At 67.4% G+C, this 16,536-nt stretch carries 18 protein-coding genes; 13 read left to right on the top strand and 5 right to left on the bottom strand.

The annotated features are described in order from the left end of the window. Positions 1-54 precede the first annotated feature (54 nt). From FB459_RS00750 to FB459_RS00740, 3 genes are all read left to right on the top strand, one after another. On the top strand, positions 55-1,428 hold the full coding sequence (locus FB459_RS00750; RefSeq protein ID WP_141927105.1) for a TIGR01777 family oxidoreductase: 1,374 nt from the start codon (positions 55-57) through the stop codon (positions 1,426-1,428). A gap of 43 nt (positions 1,429-1,471) precedes the next feature. Beyond that, complete coding sequence (locus FB459_RS00745) at positions 1,472-1,765, top strand: antitoxin (RefSeq protein ID WP_141927104.1); 294 nt, start codon at positions 1,472-1,474, stop codon at positions 1,763-1,765. Positions 1,766-1,848: 83 nt separating this feature from the next. Beyond that, positions 1,849-2,580 (top strand): dienelactone hydrolase family protein, encoded by a 732-nt coding sequence (locus FB459_RS00740; RefSeq protein WP_168990208.1) that lies wholly within the window; start codon positions 1,849-1,851, stop codon positions 2,578-2,580. 10 nt (positions 2,581-2,590) lie between these two features. On the opposite strand, the gene FB459_RS00735 is transcribed toward FB459_RS00740, so the two are convergent. Genes FB459_RS00735 through FB459_RS00725 form a run of 3 tightly spaced genes read right to left on the bottom strand, consistent with a single transcriptional unit; the run spans position 2,591 to position 4,746 of the window. Then, positions 2,591-3,154 carry a GNAT family N-acetyltransferase gene (locus FB459_RS00735; RefSeq protein WP_141927103.1) on the bottom strand — a complete coding sequence of 188 codons (564 nt, stop codon included), beginning with the start codon at positions 3,152-3,154 and terminating at the stop codon, positions 2,591-2,593. Beyond that, positions 3,151-3,714: a dienelactone hydrolase family protein gene (locus tag FB459_RS00730; protein ID WP_141927102.1), complete on the bottom strand. Its 564-nt coding sequence runs from the start codon at positions 3,712-3,714 to the stop codon at positions 3,151-3,153. The genes FB459_RS00735 and FB459_RS00730 overlap by 4 nt, the downstream gene beginning before the upstream one ends. A gap of 9 nt (positions 3,715-3,723) precedes the next feature. After that, a complete protein-coding gene (locus FB459_RS00725) occupies positions 3,724-4,746 on the bottom strand; it encodes an ATP-dependent 6-phosphofructokinase (protein ID WP_141927101.1) in 1,023 nt (340 codons plus the stop codon). A 101-nt stretch (positions 4,747-4,847) separates the two neighbouring features. Here FB459_RS00725 and FB459_RS00720 point away from each other — a divergent pair, with 101 nt between their 5' ends. The 9 genes from FB459_RS00720 to FB459_RS00675 all read left to right on the top strand — a co-directional run bounded on the left by FB459_RS00720 (position 4,848) and on the right by FB459_RS00675 (position 13,454). Continuing rightward, the gene (locus FB459_RS00720; protein ID WP_170221628.1) at positions 4,848-5,366 is read left to right on the top strand and encodes an 8-oxo-dGTP diphosphatase; all 519 of its coding nucleotides are present in this window, start codon (positions 4,848-4,850) and stop codon (positions 5,364-5,366) included. A 323-nt stretch (positions 5,367-5,689) separates the two neighbouring features. Further along, on the top strand, positions 5,690-6,178 hold the full coding sequence (locus FB459_RS00710) for an OsmC family protein (RefSeq protein WP_141927099.1): 489 nt from the start codon (positions 5,690-5,692) through the stop codon (positions 6,176-6,178). A 48-nt stretch (positions 6,179-6,226) separates the two neighbouring features. Next, positions 6,227-7,708 (top strand): glucose-6-phosphate dehydrogenase, encoded by a 1,482-nt coding sequence (locus FB459_RS00705; RefSeq protein ID WP_141927098.1) that lies wholly within the window; start codon positions 6,227-6,229, stop codon positions 7,706-7,708. Between the two features lie 81 nt (positions 7,709-7,789). Continuing rightward, positions 7,790-9,322 (top strand): flavin-containing monooxygenase, encoded by a 1,533-nt coding sequence (locus tag FB459_RS00700; protein WP_246092252.1) that lies wholly within the window; start codon positions 7,790-7,792, stop codon positions 9,320-9,322. 4 nt (positions 9,323-9,326) lie between these two features. Continuing rightward, positions 9,327-10,613, top strand: a complete 1,287-nt coding sequence (locus FB459_RS00695) for a glycosyltransferase family 4 protein (RefSeq protein WP_141927097.1) — start codon at positions 9,327-9,329, stop codon at positions 10,611-10,613. Next, positions 10,600-11,316, top strand: a complete 717-nt coding sequence (locus FB459_RS00690; protein WP_141927096.1) for a class I SAM-dependent methyltransferase — start codon at positions 10,600-10,602, stop codon at positions 11,314-11,316. The genes FB459_RS00695 and FB459_RS00690 overlap by 14 nt, the downstream gene beginning before the upstream one ends. After that, complete coding sequence (locus FB459_RS00685; protein WP_141927095.1) at positions 11,313-12,380, top strand: prenyltransferase/squalene oxidase repeat-containing protein; 1,068 nt, start codon at positions 11,313-11,315, stop codon at positions 12,378-12,380. Before FB459_RS00690 ends, FB459_RS00685 begins: the two co-directional genes overlap by 4 nt. Next, positions 12,377-12,997 (top strand): class I SAM-dependent methyltransferase, encoded by a 621-nt coding sequence (locus FB459_RS00680; protein ID WP_246092251.1) that lies wholly within the window; start codon positions 12,377-12,379, stop codon positions 12,995-12,997. The genes FB459_RS00685 and FB459_RS00680 overlap by 4 nt, the downstream gene beginning before the upstream one ends. A gap of 4 nt (positions 12,998-13,001) precedes the next feature. Beyond that, positions 13,002-13,454: a DUF2599 domain-containing protein gene (locus tag FB459_RS00675; RefSeq protein WP_141927094.1), complete on the top strand. Its 453-nt coding sequence runs from the start codon at positions 13,002-13,004 to the stop codon at positions 13,452-13,454. Positions 13,455-13,528: 74 nt separating this feature from the next. On the opposite strand, the gene trxA is transcribed toward FB459_RS00675, so the two are convergent. Next, positions 13,529-13,918, bottom strand: coding sequence for a thioredoxin (gene trxA, locus FB459_RS00670; protein WP_129625434.1), 390 nt, complete (start codon positions 13,916-13,918; stop codon positions 13,529-13,531). Between the two features lie 95 nt (positions 13,919-14,013). Here trxA and FB459_RS00665 point away from each other — a divergent pair, with 95 nt between their 5' ends. Next, positions 14,014-14,814 (top strand): crotonase/enoyl-CoA hydratase family protein, encoded by an 801-nt coding sequence (locus FB459_RS00665; RefSeq protein WP_141927093.1) that lies wholly within the window; start codon positions 14,014-14,016, stop codon positions 14,812-14,814. A gap of 136 nt (positions 14,815-14,950) precedes the next feature. On the opposite strand, the gene FB459_RS00660 is transcribed toward FB459_RS00665, so the two are convergent. Then, positions 14,951-16,450: a hypothetical protein gene (locus FB459_RS00660; protein WP_141927092.1), complete on the bottom strand. Its 1,500-nt coding sequence runs from the start codon at positions 16,448-16,450 to the stop codon at positions 14,951-14,953. Between the last annotated feature and the right edge of the window lie 86 nt (positions 16,451-16,536).

Below are 16,536 nucleotides of genomic sequence, written 5' to 3'. Positions count from 1 at the left end.
GGGCCTCAGGATGCGTGAACGGACGGAGGGCGGCCCGCGTGGGATAGTGGTCGCATGCTGACCAGAACGCACGCGTTCACCGTTCCTGTGCCTCATTCCCGGCAGGAGGTCTGGGACTGGTTCGCCCGTCCGGGTGCCTTCCACCGGTTGGCGGCTCCGTGGACACCCCTGCAACCACTGGAGGAAGCGCGCAGTCTGGCCGACGGCCGGGCGGTGCTCCAAGCGAAGGTCGCGACGGCGTCCGTGCCCCGTGGCCGGTGGGTGGCCCAGCACCAGCCGGACGAGTACATCGACGGGAGTCAGTTCGGCGATCACTGTGTGTCCCAGCCGTTCTCGGCGATCACCGGGTGGAAGCACCTGCATCGCTTCGAGGGCGACGACGCGTCCTGCCGGTTGATCGACCAAGTGACGACCCGCGTCCCGAAGTCAGTGCTCACCCCGATGTTCCGCTACCGCGGACGTCAGGTGACCGACGATCTGAACGCTCACGCGGCTGCCGCTCGGCAGTGGGATGCGAAACCCAGCACCATCGCGATCACCGGCGCGCGCGGGTTGGTGGGGACGGCGCTGACCGCGTTCCTTTCGACCGGTGGCCACAGGGTCATCCACCTCGTGCGTGGCGAACCCGATCCCGACGCGATCCACCAGCAGCGGCACTGGGATCTCGAAACCCCCGACCCGGCGATCCTCGACGGGGTCGACGCGGTGGTCCACCTGGCCGGCGAGACGATCGCCGGCAGGTTCACCGCCGAACACATGAGCAAGGTGCACGACAGTCGGGTCGGTCCGACCCATCGGCTGGCGGAGGCGATCGTGCAGCACGGCGGTCCGCGGGTGTTCGCCTCCGCATCCGCGATCGGTTTCTACGGCTCCGAGCACACCGACGAACTGCTGGACGAGTCGAGCCCGTCGGGCGACGACTTCCTGGCCAGTGTGGTGCGTGAGTGGGAAGAGGCGACTTCGCCGACCTCCGACGCAGGTGTCCGGACGGTGCTGGTCCGCACAGGTTTGGTGCAGTCGGCCCGCGGAGGCCTGCTGGCCGTCCTTCGTCCGTTGTACGAGGCCTTCCTGGGCGGTCGTCTTGGTGACGGGCAGCAGTGGATGTCGTGGATCGCCATCGACGACCTGATCGACGTCTATCACCGCGCGATCTTCGACGATGTGCTCGCCGGTCCGGTGAATGCCGTTGCCCCGCAGCCACTTCGCAACGAGGAGTTCAGCAAGGTGCTCGCGTCGGTGATCTCCCGGCCGAGTTCGCTCGCGGTGCCGAAGGTGGGCCCGCAGTTGCTGCTCGGCCAACGCGGAGCGCGGGAGTTGGCGCTCGCCAGCCAGCGCGTCGTGCCCGCCGCGCTCATCGACGCCGGACACAGGTTCCGACACCCGGGCCTGCGGGAGGCGCTGCAGCACGAGCTCGGCCGAACCGACTGAGTCACCGATCGACTACCGATCGGGTGGATTTAGGATCCGGAGCATGAACTTCACAAGCATCATCGCCAAGGCGAAGAACTACGCCGCGAAGAACCCCGACAAGGTGCGCGACGGCATCGACAAGGCCGAGGCCGCGGTCAACGCCAAGACCGGCAACAAGTACGCCGGCAAGGTGAGGCAGGGCGCAGACGCCCTCGAGGACCAGCTCGGGGTGCCGGACGCTCCCGCGCAGCCTCAGGGTGGCGAGCAGCCGCCGACCACTCCGGCTCCGCAGCCGAACCAGCCTGGCACCCAGGCGGGCACCCAGCCCGGAACGCAGCCGCCCGCAGCCGGCTGATCACAGAAGGTTCCAAGTCGTTGTGCGACTCCCGCCCGGCGATGCGTCGACGGTCCTACCCTGGGACAGTTGGCCGTAGATCGATGAAAGGCAAGACGTTGAGACCCGCTGCGACGACCATGCCCCTGAGCGCCCACCGCGTGGCGCCGGGTGGAAGCGTACGCGGCGGCATCGTGATGCTGCCCGGGCTGCGCGAGTCGGACGCGACCATCATGGAACTCGCGCGCCGTTTCGCTCACGAGCGCTACGTCGTCCTCGTCCCCGAACTCGTCGCGGGCCTCGGCCTCGACCCGCAGGCGGCCGCGCGCGCGGAGCAGGCCTGGCAGGACGCCGACCTTGCCGACGACCCGACGGTCGGCGACGTCATGGCCGTCATGCAGAGCCCCGACTACGAGCGTTGGGTGATGAAGGCCCTGCGTGCCACCGTCGGGGAGCTAGCGAAGGAACCGGGCGTCGACACCCGGATCGCGGTGATCGGCTACGGCACCGGCGGGGGACTCGCGTTCGCGCTCGCGGCGGTCGATTCTCGGGTTCGCCTCGCACTGTCCTACGACTGTGTGGCCACCGATATCGACCTGGTCGAGAACATCAAGGGTGCAGCGGTCAGCTTCTACGCGGCCGACAACGCGGCGGCCGCAGAAGGTCTGCCCGAGTTACGGGCAGCGATGCGCCGTGCGGGAGTGCCGTTCTGCGCCAAGAAGTACCCGGGCAACCTCAACACGCTGCGTGATCTGGCGGCGGTCGGGCCGCAGTCGGCACTGGCTCGCGACCTGTGGCAGCGTTCGCTGGCGATGTTGCGGCTGCACCTCGCCTGATCCGTCGGCATCACCGGCCGCCGGTCGACATCCAGCTGCCCAGCGGCTGATCGGGGTAGTCCTCGTCGGTGACTACCTCGTCGACGACGTTCAGCCCGCGTGCTCGGTAGGTGCGTAGCGCGGCAGATCCGTCGAGCGAGCAGGTGTGCACCCAGACACGCGAGACCTTCGGCAATCCCGTTGTCTGCCAGGCGCGCTCGATGCCTCGGGTGAGTAGCGCCGACCCCAGTCCACAGCCGATCGCCGATTCCACCAGTCCGAAGTACTTGATCTCCATGTCCGTGGTCTGCCCGATCGCCGACGCACCGAGTTGCAGGTAGCCCTGTGGAACGCCGTCGGCGTAGGCGATCAGGAAGCGAGTGCCGGGCGCGGCGAGGTCCTCGGACCACTGCTGACGAGACCAATCGAGGCGGTCGGTCCAGCGCCACGGACCGCCGACCAGTCCGTACAGGAAGCGAGCGAATTCCGGTGTCACCGAAGTTGATTCGGTGACGGTCAAGCCCTCGGGAAGCTGGGCCGGGCCACGGAGGTCGTCCGGTGAACGCATCTCCAGCGTCCAGGTGGTGACCTTCACGGACGGGTCAGCAGCGCGTCGATCCGGTCGATCGTGGCGGCGGTCGCCTCGCGGTCGCCGTCCGGCCCATGGACGTCGGTGAACAGGTGGCCGCGGCCGGGGACGACGAAGTCCTCGAAGGACGTGCCCTCGGCCTCGACCGACGCACGCAACGCATCGAGGTCGTCCTGCTCGATCCAGGGGTCGGACTCGTAGCGGTGCACCTGTACCGGCGCACCCGGCCACCGTCCGAACGGCGCCGCGACGCTGTGCATCAGGATCACGCCCGCGGCCTCGGGCCGGGTCGCGGCGAGGGTCTGCGCGAAGGCCGAGCCCAGCGAGAACCCAGCGAGTGCGGCGTCCGCGGGAAGTTCCTCGACCACCGGCAGGATCCGCTTGAACAGTTCCTTGGCGCCGGTGCGGTCGCGGTATCCGACGCCCGACTCCTCGTCGTCGAACACCTGGCCGTCGTAGTAGTCGGGCACCACGAGGGTGTGGCCGCGAGCGGTGAGCGCATCGGCGAACTCTCGCACTGCCGGTCGCAGGCCGAGGGCGGAGTGCAGCAGCAGGATATGGGTCATGTCTTCTCCTCAGCCGAACAGGACGGCGGCTTCGTCCCAGCGACTCTGGGGCACGGACTTCAGGTCGGCGGTGCCTTCGCTCAGTGGAACGGTTTCGATGTCGATGCCGCGCAGCGACACCATGTGGCCCCACTTGGAGTCCATCACGGCGTCGATCGCGGCCAGCCCGAACCGGGTGGCGAGCACCCGGTCGTAGGACGTCGGCACGCCCCCACGCTGCAGGTGACCGAGCGTCATGACCCGGGTCTCGATGTCGGTGCGCTGTTCGATGATCGGGCCGAGCCATTCGCCGACACCGCCGAGGCGGGGTCGTCCGAAGCCGTCGAGGGCATCGCGGACGATCTCCGCACCGTCCGGCATGAAGCCTTCGGCCACGACGACCAGCGGTGCGCGGCCGCGGTCGAGCGCCGATTCCACCCATCCGCAGATCTGCTCCATGCTCACCGGTTGCTCGGGGATGAGGATCGCGTGTGCACCACTGGCGAGACCGGCGTGCAGGGCGATCCAACCGACGTGGCGTCCCATGACTTCGACCACCATGCAGCGGTGGTGCGACTCCGCGGTGGTGCGCAGCCGGTCGATCGACTCGGTCGCGATCGACACCGCAGTGTCGAAACCGAAGGTGTAGTCGGTCGCCGAGAGATCGTTGTCGATGGTCTTCGGCACGCCGACGACCTTGATGCCGTCATCGTGCAGCATCCGCGCGACGGTGAGGGTGCCTTCGCCACCGATGGCGATGATCGCGTCCATCTCGTTGCGTTCCATCACCTGCTTCACCCGAGCCGAGCCGCCGCCACCTTCGCCGAACGGCCCGATGCGCGAGGTGCCGAGGATCGTGCCGCCGGTGCGGGAGAGCCCTCGAACGTCGTGGCGGGGCAGGGGGCGGATGTCGTCCTCGACGAGCCCACGGAATCCGTCGCGGATGCCCTGGAAGTTGACGCCGTAGATGCGGTCGCCCTTCATCACCGCACCACGGATAACTGCGTTCAGGCCGGGGCAGTCGCCGCCGCTGGTCAGAATGCCGATGTTCACGTGGTCAAGCATGGCGGCTACCCGCCGGTCGGCGAAACCGCCCGGCGAGCCTGCTCAAAATGCGAGTCGGCGAATTCGGCGCGGGGTGCAAGGATCTGCAGGTGACCGAGCAACCGATCGACATGTGCCTTGCGCTGGTCGTAGACCTGGATCGGAGACGGGTTTTGTTGGGTCGCAAGCTGCGTGGGTTCGGCGAGGGCAAGGTGATCGCACCCGGTGGGAAGCTCGAAGCGGGAGAGTCCGCGCTCGAAGCGGCGGTACGGGAACTGGCGGAGGAGACGTCCCTGAGTTCGTATGTCCGGGACGCGCGGTCAGTGGGGGAGTTGTTGTTCACCTGGGCCGACCCGCAGCGGACGCCGTTCCGGGTGTCGCTGGTGATGATCGAGCGCTGGACGGGCGAGGCCGAGGCGTCAGCTGAGTTGTCGCCGTTCTGGTGCCCGCTGGACGAGATCCCGTATGCGGACATGTGGGACGACGACCGCATCTGGCTGCCGAACGTGCTGCGTGGCGACGTGGTCACGGCGACGATCGGCTACGACTTCGTCGGCGAGTTCGTCACCTCCGTCGATCTGGATGCCGCCGGGCGCAAAGCGCGACAGTCGCGCGTTACGCCCCGGTAGTGCCGCGTACCGGGGCGTAAGTCGCGACAATCGCGCCTTCGTTCGAGCCGCTAGGGTCGGTCGCGAGTTGTACGGCCATCTCGCCGGCCGGGTTCTACCTGCCGACCGGACTCGCTGTCGCGGGTGCCGCGCTGCTGTCGATGAAGGCGGCGAGCCACGCACCGTTGCCGATCATCCGGCTGTTCAGCCAGAAGCCACGTCGCCCTCCCGAACTGCGGGCACGTCCCGATGCTCGATGAACCGGAGCTGATCACGCGAGTCATCGAAGAGACCGTGGAACTGGCCGAACGTACACCTGCCACCTCGACGATGTCGGCGACCGCGTGAACCACTCCTACTCGACCTCTCTGCGGTGGGAAGGGACGACGGCGACCGGGTACGACGACTACTCGCGGCAACACCAGATCGACGTCGTGGGCAAACATCATCTGACCCTCAGTTCCGACCCCGCCTTCCGTGGCGACCCCAGCCTGACCAACCCCGAAGAACTGTTACTCGCCGCAGCCAGCAGTTGCCAACTGCTGTCCTTCCTCGCCGTCGCAGCACGCGCACGGGCTGACGTGCGTTCGTACGTCGACCACGCCGAAGCGGTCATGGCGAACGACGAAAGACCGTTGTGGGTCAACGAGATCCGACTCAACCCGGTCATCGAGATCAGCGGCGGCAAGCAACCGGACAAGTGGGAGCGCTGGGTGCGGATCGCTCACCAGGAGTGCTTCATCGCCCGTTCACTGCGATCACGGATGACCGTGCGCGCCACCTTCGTCACCGGCGACGGCGAGCACACGGTCGTCGAGGTGACCGACGCCTGAGGTCGGCAGTCGCCCGCCACGATGCCGGGAGTGGCACGATCGGTCACCATGACGACGAAGCAGACGACCAAGTCCGTCACCTTCCTCATCCTCGGCGCCGGCGGTGACCTCACCCAGCGCCTGCTGCTCCCCGGACTCGGCAGCCTGCTGGCGGTCGAGTCCGACCGCGAGGTGCAGGTGATCGGTGCCGACCGTGCCGACCTGACAACGGCCTCGTTCCGCGCCCTGGTGCGCGATCGGCTGAAGAAGGGCGGCGCCGACGCGAAGACCGCCGGGCGCATCGCCGGCAAGGCGCACTACATCAAGGCCGACCTGCTCGACCCGTCCGCGCTCGCCGACCTCGTCCAGGCGGCCGAGGGCGAACTCGTCGTCTACTTCGCGCTCCCGCCGGCCATCTCGATGAAGGTCTGCGCCCAACTGGAGAAGCTCGACCTGCCCGCGTCCACCCGTCTGGGTCTGGAGAAGCCGTTCGGCGCCGACGAGAAGTCGGCCCGGCAGTTCAACAAGCAACTGCAGCGAGTGGTGGACGAGGACCGCATCTTCCGCGTCGACCACTTCCTCGGCGTCTCGACCGTCCTCAATCTCATCGGCATGCGGTTCGCCAACCGCATGCTCCAACCGATCTGGAACGCCGAGCACATCGAGCGGGTCGAGATCCTCTATGACGAGGACCTCGCGCTCGAGGGCCGCGCCGGCTACTACGACCAGGCAGGTGCGCTGCGCGACATGCTGCAGAGCCACCTGCTGCAGATCCTGGCCATCTTCGCGATGGAGCCGATCGCCAGTCTCGATCCGCAGGAACTGGCCGATCTCAAGGCTCAGGTGCTGCGTGCCACCCACATCTGGGAGAACAACCCGAAGGAGTACGCGCAGCGCGCGCGCTACACCGCCGGTTCGATCAACGGCCGCAGCGTGCCCTCGTACGTCAAGGAGAAGGGCGTCGAATCCTCGCGCAACACCGAGACGCTCGCCCAGCTCACCGTCCAGATCGACAACAACCGGTGGGCCGGCGTCCCGTTCGTGCTGCGCAGCGGGAAGGCGATGGGCGCTCCCCGAAAGCAGGTCATCGTCTACTTCCGCGACGTGCCGCACCTGCCCAAGGGGTTCATCGGCGACCACACCGGCGACGCGATGATCATCGATCTCAAGCCCGGACGGGTGTCGTTCAAGCTGTCGATGAACGCCGAGGGTGACCCGCTCGACCTGGAGCAGAAGACGCTGTCGGCCGATCTCGCGGGAGCGCAGATGACGGCCTACGGCGAAGTGCTGCGCTACCTGATGGACGACAACCAGTTGCTCAGCGTGCGAGCGGACTCGGCCGAACTGTGCTGGAAGATCGTCGCTCCGGCGATCAAGGCATTCGAACAGAATCTGGTGCCGATCCAGCAGTACAAGGCCGGCTCGGACGGACCCGAGGGCTGGTTGGCCGACGACTCGGTCGCCATCGGTCAGGAGAGCGCCGAACTCACTTCGACGTCCAACAAGGGTCGTACCGCGCGGACGACGACGGCTCGTCCCGCCAAGGGCTGACGCGTTCGTCCACCCGTGACGGTTCCCCTGAACTCGCCGGTAACTTAGGCTTGGTCAGCCCGCAACAGCAAGGAGCCGACGGTGTCCGAACAGCAGATGCACGAGCAGACGCGGCAGCACCCTGCCCTCAAGGACCGCTACGACGTCGTCGTGGTGGGTGCCGGTCTGTCGGGGATCGATGCCGGCTACCGGTTGCAGACGATGTGTCCGGACAAGGACTACGTCATCCTCGAAGGCCGCGAGAGCATGGGCGGCACCTGGGACCTGTTCAAATACCCGGGCATCCGCTCCGACTCGGACATGTTCACCCTCGGGCTGCCGTTCGAGCCGTGGACCGGTAAGAAGTCCATCGCTGACGGCGCCGACATCCTGGACTACCTCAAGGACACTGCGGCCAAGCACGGCATCGACGAGCGCATCGTCCACCGCACCAAGGTCACGGACGCCTCCTGGGACAGCGCCACCGCCGAGTGGACGCTGACGCTCACCACACCGGGCGGCGAAAGCACCGTACGCAGCCGCTTCATCTACCTCTGCTCGGGCTATTACGACTACGACGAGCCCTACGACCCCGCGTTCACCGGCCGTGACGACTTCCGGGGTGAGGTCATCCATCCGCAGTTCTGGCCGCAGGAGTTCGACCCGGCAGGCAAGAAGATCGTCGTCATCGGTTCGGGCGCGACCGCCGTCACCCTTGTCCCGGCGCTCGCCGACCGGGGCGCAGAGGTGACGATGTTGCAGCGCACGCCTTCCTACGTCCTGGCGCTGCCGAACACCGACCCGATCGCGAACGTGCTGCAACGGACACTGTCGCCGCAACGCGCCTACAGCATGATCCGGATGAAGAACGCCACTCAGGCGCTCTCCCTCTACCTGGCCAGCCGCCGGGCGCCTAAGACGATCGGCAACATGTTGCGCAAGGGCGTCATGGCCCAGGTGCGCGGCACCGACGTCACCGAGCGCGACTTCACCCCGCCGTACGGGCCGTGGGACCAACGGCTGTGCATCGTGCCGGACGGCGACCTGTTCAAGGCCATCAGGAGTGGCAAGGCGAATGTCGTCACCGACACCGTCGACTCGTTCGTGCCCGAAGGCATCCGCACCGGATCCGGTCAGGTCATCGAGGCGGACGCGGTCGTCACGGCGACCGGGCTGAAGATGCTCGCCGGTGGCGGCATCACGCTCACCGTCGACGGGGCGAAGGTCGACATGGGCAGCCGCTACATCTACCGCGGCATGATGATCAACGGCGTGCCGAACATCGCGATGTGCGTCGGTTACACCAACGCCTCGTGGACGCTGCGTGCCGATCTCACGTCGCAGTACTTCGCGACGTTCATCAACCACCTGGACGCCCAGGGGTACGCGTACGGCTACCCGCACGTCGACTCCGCCATGGACGCCCGACCGGCCCTCGACCTGGACGCCGGGTACGTGCTGCGGTCGATGGCCGAGTTCCCCAAGCAGGGTGACCGCGCACCGTGGTTCCTGCACCAGAACTACCTGCGCGACCGGCGCGACACCCGGCGAGCCGACGTCAGCAAGGACATGACGTTCGTCCGTCGCGCAGAGCAGCACGACATCCAGGAGATCGCCGCTCCCGCGGTGGTGTGAGTCCGTGCCGCAGAACGTACGTGCCGAGCGCGGCCTTCGGGTCGCGCTGTCGTCGTATCGCAGCAAGCCGCACTCGGGCGGCCAGGGCGTGTACGTCCGCAATCTCTCGCGGGAACTGGTCGCACTCGGCCACGACGTCGAGGTGTTCAGCGGTCCGCCCTATCCCGAGTTGGACGCAGGGGTGCGGCTGACAACGGTCCCGGGGCTTGACCTGTACCGCGAGCCCGACCCCTTCCGTACCCCGCACATCCGCGAATTTCGTTCCGATCTGGACGTATTGGAGTTCGCGACGATGTGCACTGCGGGGTTCCCGGAGCCCCGGGTGTTCGGTCTTCGCCTGGACCGCCTGCTGCGCTCGCGGCTGTCGCAGTTCGACGTGCTGCACGACAACCAGACGCTCGCTCCGGGCATCCTCGAACTGGAGCGACGCGGGCTACCGGTGCTCACCACGATCCATCACCCGATCAGCCGGGACCGTCGCCTGGAGATCGAGCACGCCCGTGGGTGGGATCGCGTCACCAAGCGTCGGTTCTACGGCTTCGTCCAGATGCAGGCTCGCGTCGCTCGAAAGACTTCGCACGTGTTGACGGTGTCCGAGGGTTCGGCGCAGGACATCGTCACCGACTTCCGCGTGCCCCGCGAACGCATCAGCATCGTCCCGGTCGGGGTGGCGGTCGAGACGTTCGCGCCGCCGTCGCTGCCGCGCGTCCGTGGGCGGCTGGTGACGATCGCGTCGGCCGACGTGCCGCTCAAGGGCGTGCCGGTGTTGATCGAAGCGCTGAAGAACATGCGCACCGACGCGTGGTCGGAACTGATCATCGTCGCAGCCGCAAGCGAACGCACCCAGAAGTCGCTGGCAGACGCCGGCCTGCTCGACCGGGTGAGCTTCCGCTCCGGCCTCACCGATCTCGAACTCGCCGGCCTCATCGGGTCGGCCGAAGCCCTCGTCGTGCCCTCGCGATACGAAGGATTCTCGCTGCCGGCGATCGAGGCGATGGGGTGTGGGACGCCGGTCGTCGCGTCCGCGGTCGGCGCCCTGCCGACGCTCGTGTCCGGTGGCGCGGGAGCACTCGTGCCGCCGAACGACCCCGTCGCACTGGCAAATTCACTGACCGAAGTGCTGAGTTCGCCGGATCTTCGTACCGCCATGGGCGCGGCCGGTCGACGGCGCGCGGTGGCGACGTACAGCTGGCGTGCCGTCGCCGAACAAACAGCAGACCTCTACCGGGACGTGATCCGTGCTCGACGGACGTCCGGCACGATGAAGGAGAACGAACATGTTGACCGTTGACTTCGACCGCTTCCCGGTCTCACCCGGGATGAACCTGATCGACGTCGGTTGCGGCCAGGGACGGCACTCCTTCGAGGCGTATCGCCGTGGCTGCAACGTGACTGCATTCGACATGAACGAATCCGACCTGGCCGACGTGAAGACGATGTTCGGTGCGATGGAGGCCGAGGGTGAAGCGGGCTTCCCAGCCATCGCCCAGGTGCAGGCCGGCGACGCCCGCGCGATGCCGTTCGAGGATGGCAGCTTCGACCGGGTGATCGCCTCGGAGATCCTCGAGCACATCCATGAGGACGAGGCCGTGATGGCCGAACTTTTCCGGATCACCAAACCCGGTGGTCTGGTCGCCGTGACCGTGCCGCGCAACTGGCCCGAACAGGTCTGTTGGAAGCTCTCCGATGAGTACCACGAGGTCGAGGGCGGACACATCCGTATCTACAAGGCGTCCGAACTCGTCGACAAGCTCACCCGCGCCGGATTCCAGCCGTACGCGCAGCACCACGCGCACGCGCTGCACGCCCCGTACTGGTGGCTGAAGTGCGCGGTCGGCAGCGACAACGACAACTTCGCGACGAAGGCGTACCACCGCCTGTTGGTCTGGGACATGATGAGCGCGCCGCTGGTCACCCGGCTCGCCGAGAAGTCGCTCGACCCGGTGCTCGGCAAGAGTTTCGTGGTCTACCTCCGCAAGCCGGAGCATTCATGACGGCACCCGCACGCGACCTCTCGTTGCACGACGCGCTCACCCACGAGCGCGTCGTCCGGATCGGCGATTTCATTGCTTCGCAACAGGATCCGAACGGTGCGCTGCCGTGGTTCCGCGGCGGCCACCTCGACCCCTGGGATCACGTCGAGGCCGCGATGGGTCTGACCGTGGCCGGTCGTCACGACGAGGCGATCCGGGCCTACCTGTGGTCGGCGCGTACCCAGCGGCCCGACGGATCCTGGCCGATGAAGCAGACCGCCGGCGTCGTCGAGGAAGCTGCAGCCGACACCAACCAGTGCGCCTATATCGCGGTCGGTGTCTGGCACTACTACCTGGTCACCGGACACAGCGCGTCGCTGGCCCGGTTCTGGCCGACGGTCGAAGCGGCGATCAACTTCGTGGTGCGTGGACAGCTTGCGTCCGGCGCGATCTCCTGGGCGATGAACGTCGAGCGGGAATGGGACGACCAGGCGCTGCTCACCGGCTCGTGCAGCACCCTGCAGGCCATCGAATGCGCCTGTCTCATCGCCGAGACGCTGGGCCACGACCGCCCGCGCTGGCGGGCCGCCGGTCGTGGGCTGCGGGACGCGATCCGTAACTCGCCCGAGGTGTTCGAGGATCGCAGTCGATACTCGATGGACTGGTACTACCCGGTGCTCACCGGGGCCGTGCGCGACGAAGCTGCCGCGCGGCTGATCGACTCCGGCTGGGAGACCTTCGGATGGCCCGGACGCGGTATCCGTTGTGTGGCCGACGAGCCGTGGGTGACCGCGGCCGAGACCGTCGAGCTCGTCGCAGCTCTGGATGCAATCGGTGAATCCGACCGTGCCACAGAGCTTTTCAATGACGTGCAGTTCCTCTTCGACGAGGAGACCGGTGGTTACTGGACCGGCATGAACATTCCGAACGAGCAGGTCTGGCCGGTGGAACAGACCACCTGGTCGGCCGCGGCCGTCCTGCTCGCGGCCGACGCGCTAGGACAAGCCACCGGGGGAGCCTCGCTGTTTCGTGATGCCGGTGGTTGGAGTGGCTGGGGCGGCGCGATCGAAGGAGCGGCGAGTTGATCTCGGAGCAACTGCGGGCGGCGGTCGACGCGACCAAGGGATTCATGCCGGACGACGAGGGCGAGGCGCTGCATGCCAGCGCGCTTGCCGCCAAGCCCGGCGTCTGGCTCGAGATCGGTACGTACTGCGGCAAGTCGACCCGTCTGTTGTCGGACGCGGCACGGCAGGCCGGTGCCCGGCTGGTCACTGTCGATCACCACCACGGGTCCGAGGAGAACCAGCCCGGCTGGGAGTGGCACGACGAGTCGATGGTCGACGAACGATCCGGACGCCTTGACACTTTCGCCACCTTCCGCCCGGTGCTCGACGAGTACGCCGACGTGCTGAGTGCCGTCGTCGCCGACACCCGGGTGGTCGGCGCCTGGTGGGCGACACCGCTCGAAGTGCTCTTCCTCGACGGCAACCACACCGAAGAGACCGCGCAGCACGACTACCGCGCGTTCGCGCAGCACCTCGTCCCCGGCGCTCTGCTGCTCGTGCACGACGTCTTCCCCGACCCTGCCGACGGTGGCCAGGCGCCCTGGCACGTGGTGCAGTCGGCGCTTACGGACGGCTTCGAGCAGGTCGAGGTGCATGGTTCGTTGCGAGTCCTGCGCCGCCCGACATCGCGTAGCTGAGACCGTGCGCCAGGTCGTCGTCCTCGCAGTCGCGCTGCTGTGTACCGGCTGCTCGAGCACCGAGCCGACCACCACGTCCTCCCCGAACACGTCCACCATGAGCTCGACGTCGAGTTCGAGTCGGCCGTCGCCGGCCACGACATCGACGAGCACACCGCAGCCGGGTCCGCCCTACATCGGCACGCTCACCTGGCGGCCCGGACGGCACGGTCACGACCTGATCGTCACGCCCACCGGAGCCGGACGCGCCGTGCTGGGGCAGGAGAAGGAGGCGGCTGCTTGGGCGGAGGTCGCCAGGCGCGAGCCGCGGGCCGACACAGTGTCGATGCAACGCCAGTTCGCCTGTCACTGGCGTTACGCCCGATCCAAAGCGACCTGGAACCTGGAAACCTGGCGGATGGCCGTCCCGATGGACCAGGTCGTGAGCGCCTATTGCAATCCGGGCGGACCTGAGTAGCCGGACGCAGCAAACGCCGCAGCCCGAAGGCTGCGGCGTTCAACTGATCGAGTCCGTAGTAAGTCAGTAGTGAGTCAGTTCTGCTGGGCGGCGTCGCCCTCGGCGGCCTGCTGCTCGGCGATCTCGGCGTGGATCTTCTCCATCGGCAGTTCGCGGATCTGCTTGATCAGATCGGTCAGCATTGCCGGCGGCATCGCACCGGACTGGCTGAACACCATCACGCCCTCACGGAAGGCCATGACGGTCGGGATGCTGCTGATGTTCATTGCGCCGCCGAGTTCGCGCTGGTCCTCTGTGTCGACCTTGCCGAACACGATGTCCTCGTGTTTGTTCGATTCGGCGTCGTACACGGGAGCGAACATCTTGCACGGGCCGCACCAGTCGGCCCAGAAGTCGATGAGAACGATGTCGTTGTTCTGGATGGTCTCGACGAAGTTCTCGGTGGTCAGGGTGGTGGTGGCCATGCCGGCCCTCCTTGAAATCGGGTTCTCCTCGTCCAACGTCTCACGGGCCGCAGCATTCCCGCAGGTGTCGGGCCGCGGCGAAGTAGCGTGAGCGTGTGACCTCCTTGATCAGCTGCACCGTCCGAGACGGCATCGCCGACGTCCGCCTCGATCGCCCGGACAAGTACAACGGCCTCACCTTCGAGATGCTGCGCGATCTGGCATCCACCGCGCACCGGCTGCGCAAGGACCGAACGCTGCGCGCCGTCGTGATCAGCGGAAACGGTGACGCGTTCTGCGCCGGACTCGATTTCGGCTCGGTGTCCAAGAAGCCCTGGCAGATCCCCGTGGGTCTGGTGCCGGTGCCATGGCGGGGCACCAATGTGTTCCAGGAGGCGTGCTGGGCCTGGCGACGTGTCCCCGTCCCGGTGATCGCCGCCGTGCACGGCCACTGTTACGGCGGCGGCATCCAGATCGCGCTCGCCGCCGACTTCCGGATCACGACGCCGGACGCCAAATGGTCTGTGCTGGAAGGGAAGTGGGGCCTCATCCCGGACATGAGCGGGGTGCGCTCGCTCTCGGAGTTGGTCGGGGTGGAGACCGCGAAGCGACTGACGATGACCGCCGAGGTGCTCAGCGGTCAGGACGCCCATGACGTCGGTCTCGCCGGCACCGTCGCGGCCGACCCGCGCGCGGCTGCGTTCGAGTTGGCGCGCACGCTGACGACGAAATCGCCGGACGCCCTCGCCGCCGCCAAGCGATTGTTCGACAAGCACCACAGTTCGTCGGCCCGGCGCACCTTCGCGGCTGAGCGACGCGAGCAGGTGAAACTGCTGTTGGGCCGCAACGCGAAGATCGCCCGGGCAGCGGGCCTGAAGCGGGAAGCACCGCAGTTCGTCGCGCGCGGGACGCGCTGATCGTTTCGATGAGCTGGGAGCAACTCGACAGCCGCCCGATCTATGAGAACTCCTGGCTGCGCGTCCGCGAGGACGACGTTCGCAAGCCTGACGGAACGACCGGCATCTACGGTGTCGTGGGCGGATCTGACCTGCGTCAGCCGCCCACCGGGGTGCCCGGAGTCGTGCGTCGTCCGCCTCCGCGAGCCCACCAGTCGGCTGCGACCTGCTCCTCGTCCGTCGCCGCGACGCCCGTGTGGCCGAGCATTCCGGCGGCCATCAGAGCGTCCTCCCGCGGCGTCGGGTCATCGAGGAAGGGAGCCAAGGCTGCCCGATCGAGTGCGCCACCACGTCCGATCGCGATCAGTCCGTCCGAGACCACCTTCGGGTCGGTCGCGAACAGCAACCGGCGCAACAACGATTGGTCGTCCGGGGTTATTTGTCGCAACAGGTTCGAGGCGCTGCGACGCGCCTGGCCGACAGCGGACGTCGTCGCCACATGGATCGCGGTGCGTGCCACGGCGTCCCGGTAGGGGCTGGCACCGATGAGTTCCTGCGCCAACTGTCGCTTCTCCAGCCACAGGTTCGACAGCGCCTCCTGCAGGAGGCGGTCGATGATCGGGTCGTCGTCCAAGCCGGAGGCCTCGCGGACGGCGGCGAGGTAATCGTCGTAGTGCGGCGGGCGCTCGACGAAGCCGCGTTGACTCCACTGTGCCGGTGGTGGGTGGCCGACCGCGGCCATCGTGCGTCCGCCGAGCCGACCCGCCAGGCTGTAAGCGATGTCGCGATCCTGTGGGGATCCTTCCCGGGCCATCACCCGGAGCCGGTCCTGCAAGGCCTCGACATCCTGGCCGCCGAGTTGACGCCGGCCGATCATGGTTGCCAGACCGAACGAGACGCCGAGCACCCGTTCGTCGTCGCCGGACACGAACTGCTCGATGAGGGTTGCGGCGACACCCTTGCGGGTCGACTGGGACAACGCGTCCCAGGCATTGCGGGCCAACGGGGCCCCGGGCTGCTGCGCGACCGCGACGATCTCCTGCTCCGCCAGCTCTTGGTAGAGGCTGTCGCCGAGCAGGATGGACAACGCCGCCCACCGCGAGGAGTAGTCGAAATGTCCCGCCCGCAGCATCTCGGTCGTCAGACCGTGTGCCATCAGGCGCGCTGTGCCGCGCGGCGGAGGGGTGATCCGGGGGTCGGTGATGAGGATGACCAGGGTCAACCAGTCGTGGCCGGTAGCCGTGCCTTCCGCGATCGCGTCGTCGAGCATCGAGATCTGCGTGAAGAGTTGGTCACGGTCGTCGGGGATCGGCTCGGCAACCGTCACCCGGTAGGTCTGCTGCATGCTCGCGACGGCTCCGAGCAACTCGGCGGGTGCCAGGCTCAGCGCGCGTTCGTAGGCAGCGACCAGAGCGAGTGGAGCGGTGAAACGTCCGCTCTCCCACTGCGATACCTGTGACCCGTGCTTGATCGGGTAGCCGACCTCGGCGAGACGATGGACGAACGAGTCCGCGGTGCGGGCTCCCCACGGTGAGGCCATTCTGCTGACCCTTAGCAACCAGGCAGTGCGTGCCGCGACGTCGATCGAGGAGTCGAACAGGTCGTGTTCGTCGGCAGGCAGGCGCCGGGGTGCACCCCGAATCTTTCCCCAGCTCATACCCCGTCGTCCCCCTTGCGAGCGGCCACGATCCCTCACCGTGTTCGGCAACGATCATCGTCTCGTACCGAGATCTTTCGCGTTGA

Source organism: Yimella lutea (assembly GCF_006715095.1).
GTDB lineage: Bacteria > Actinomycetota > Actinomycetes > Actinomycetales > Dermatophilaceae > Yimella > Yimella lutea.
Note: the sequence above shows the minus strand (reverse complement) of the source record. Positions and strands in the feature narration are given on the sequence as shown.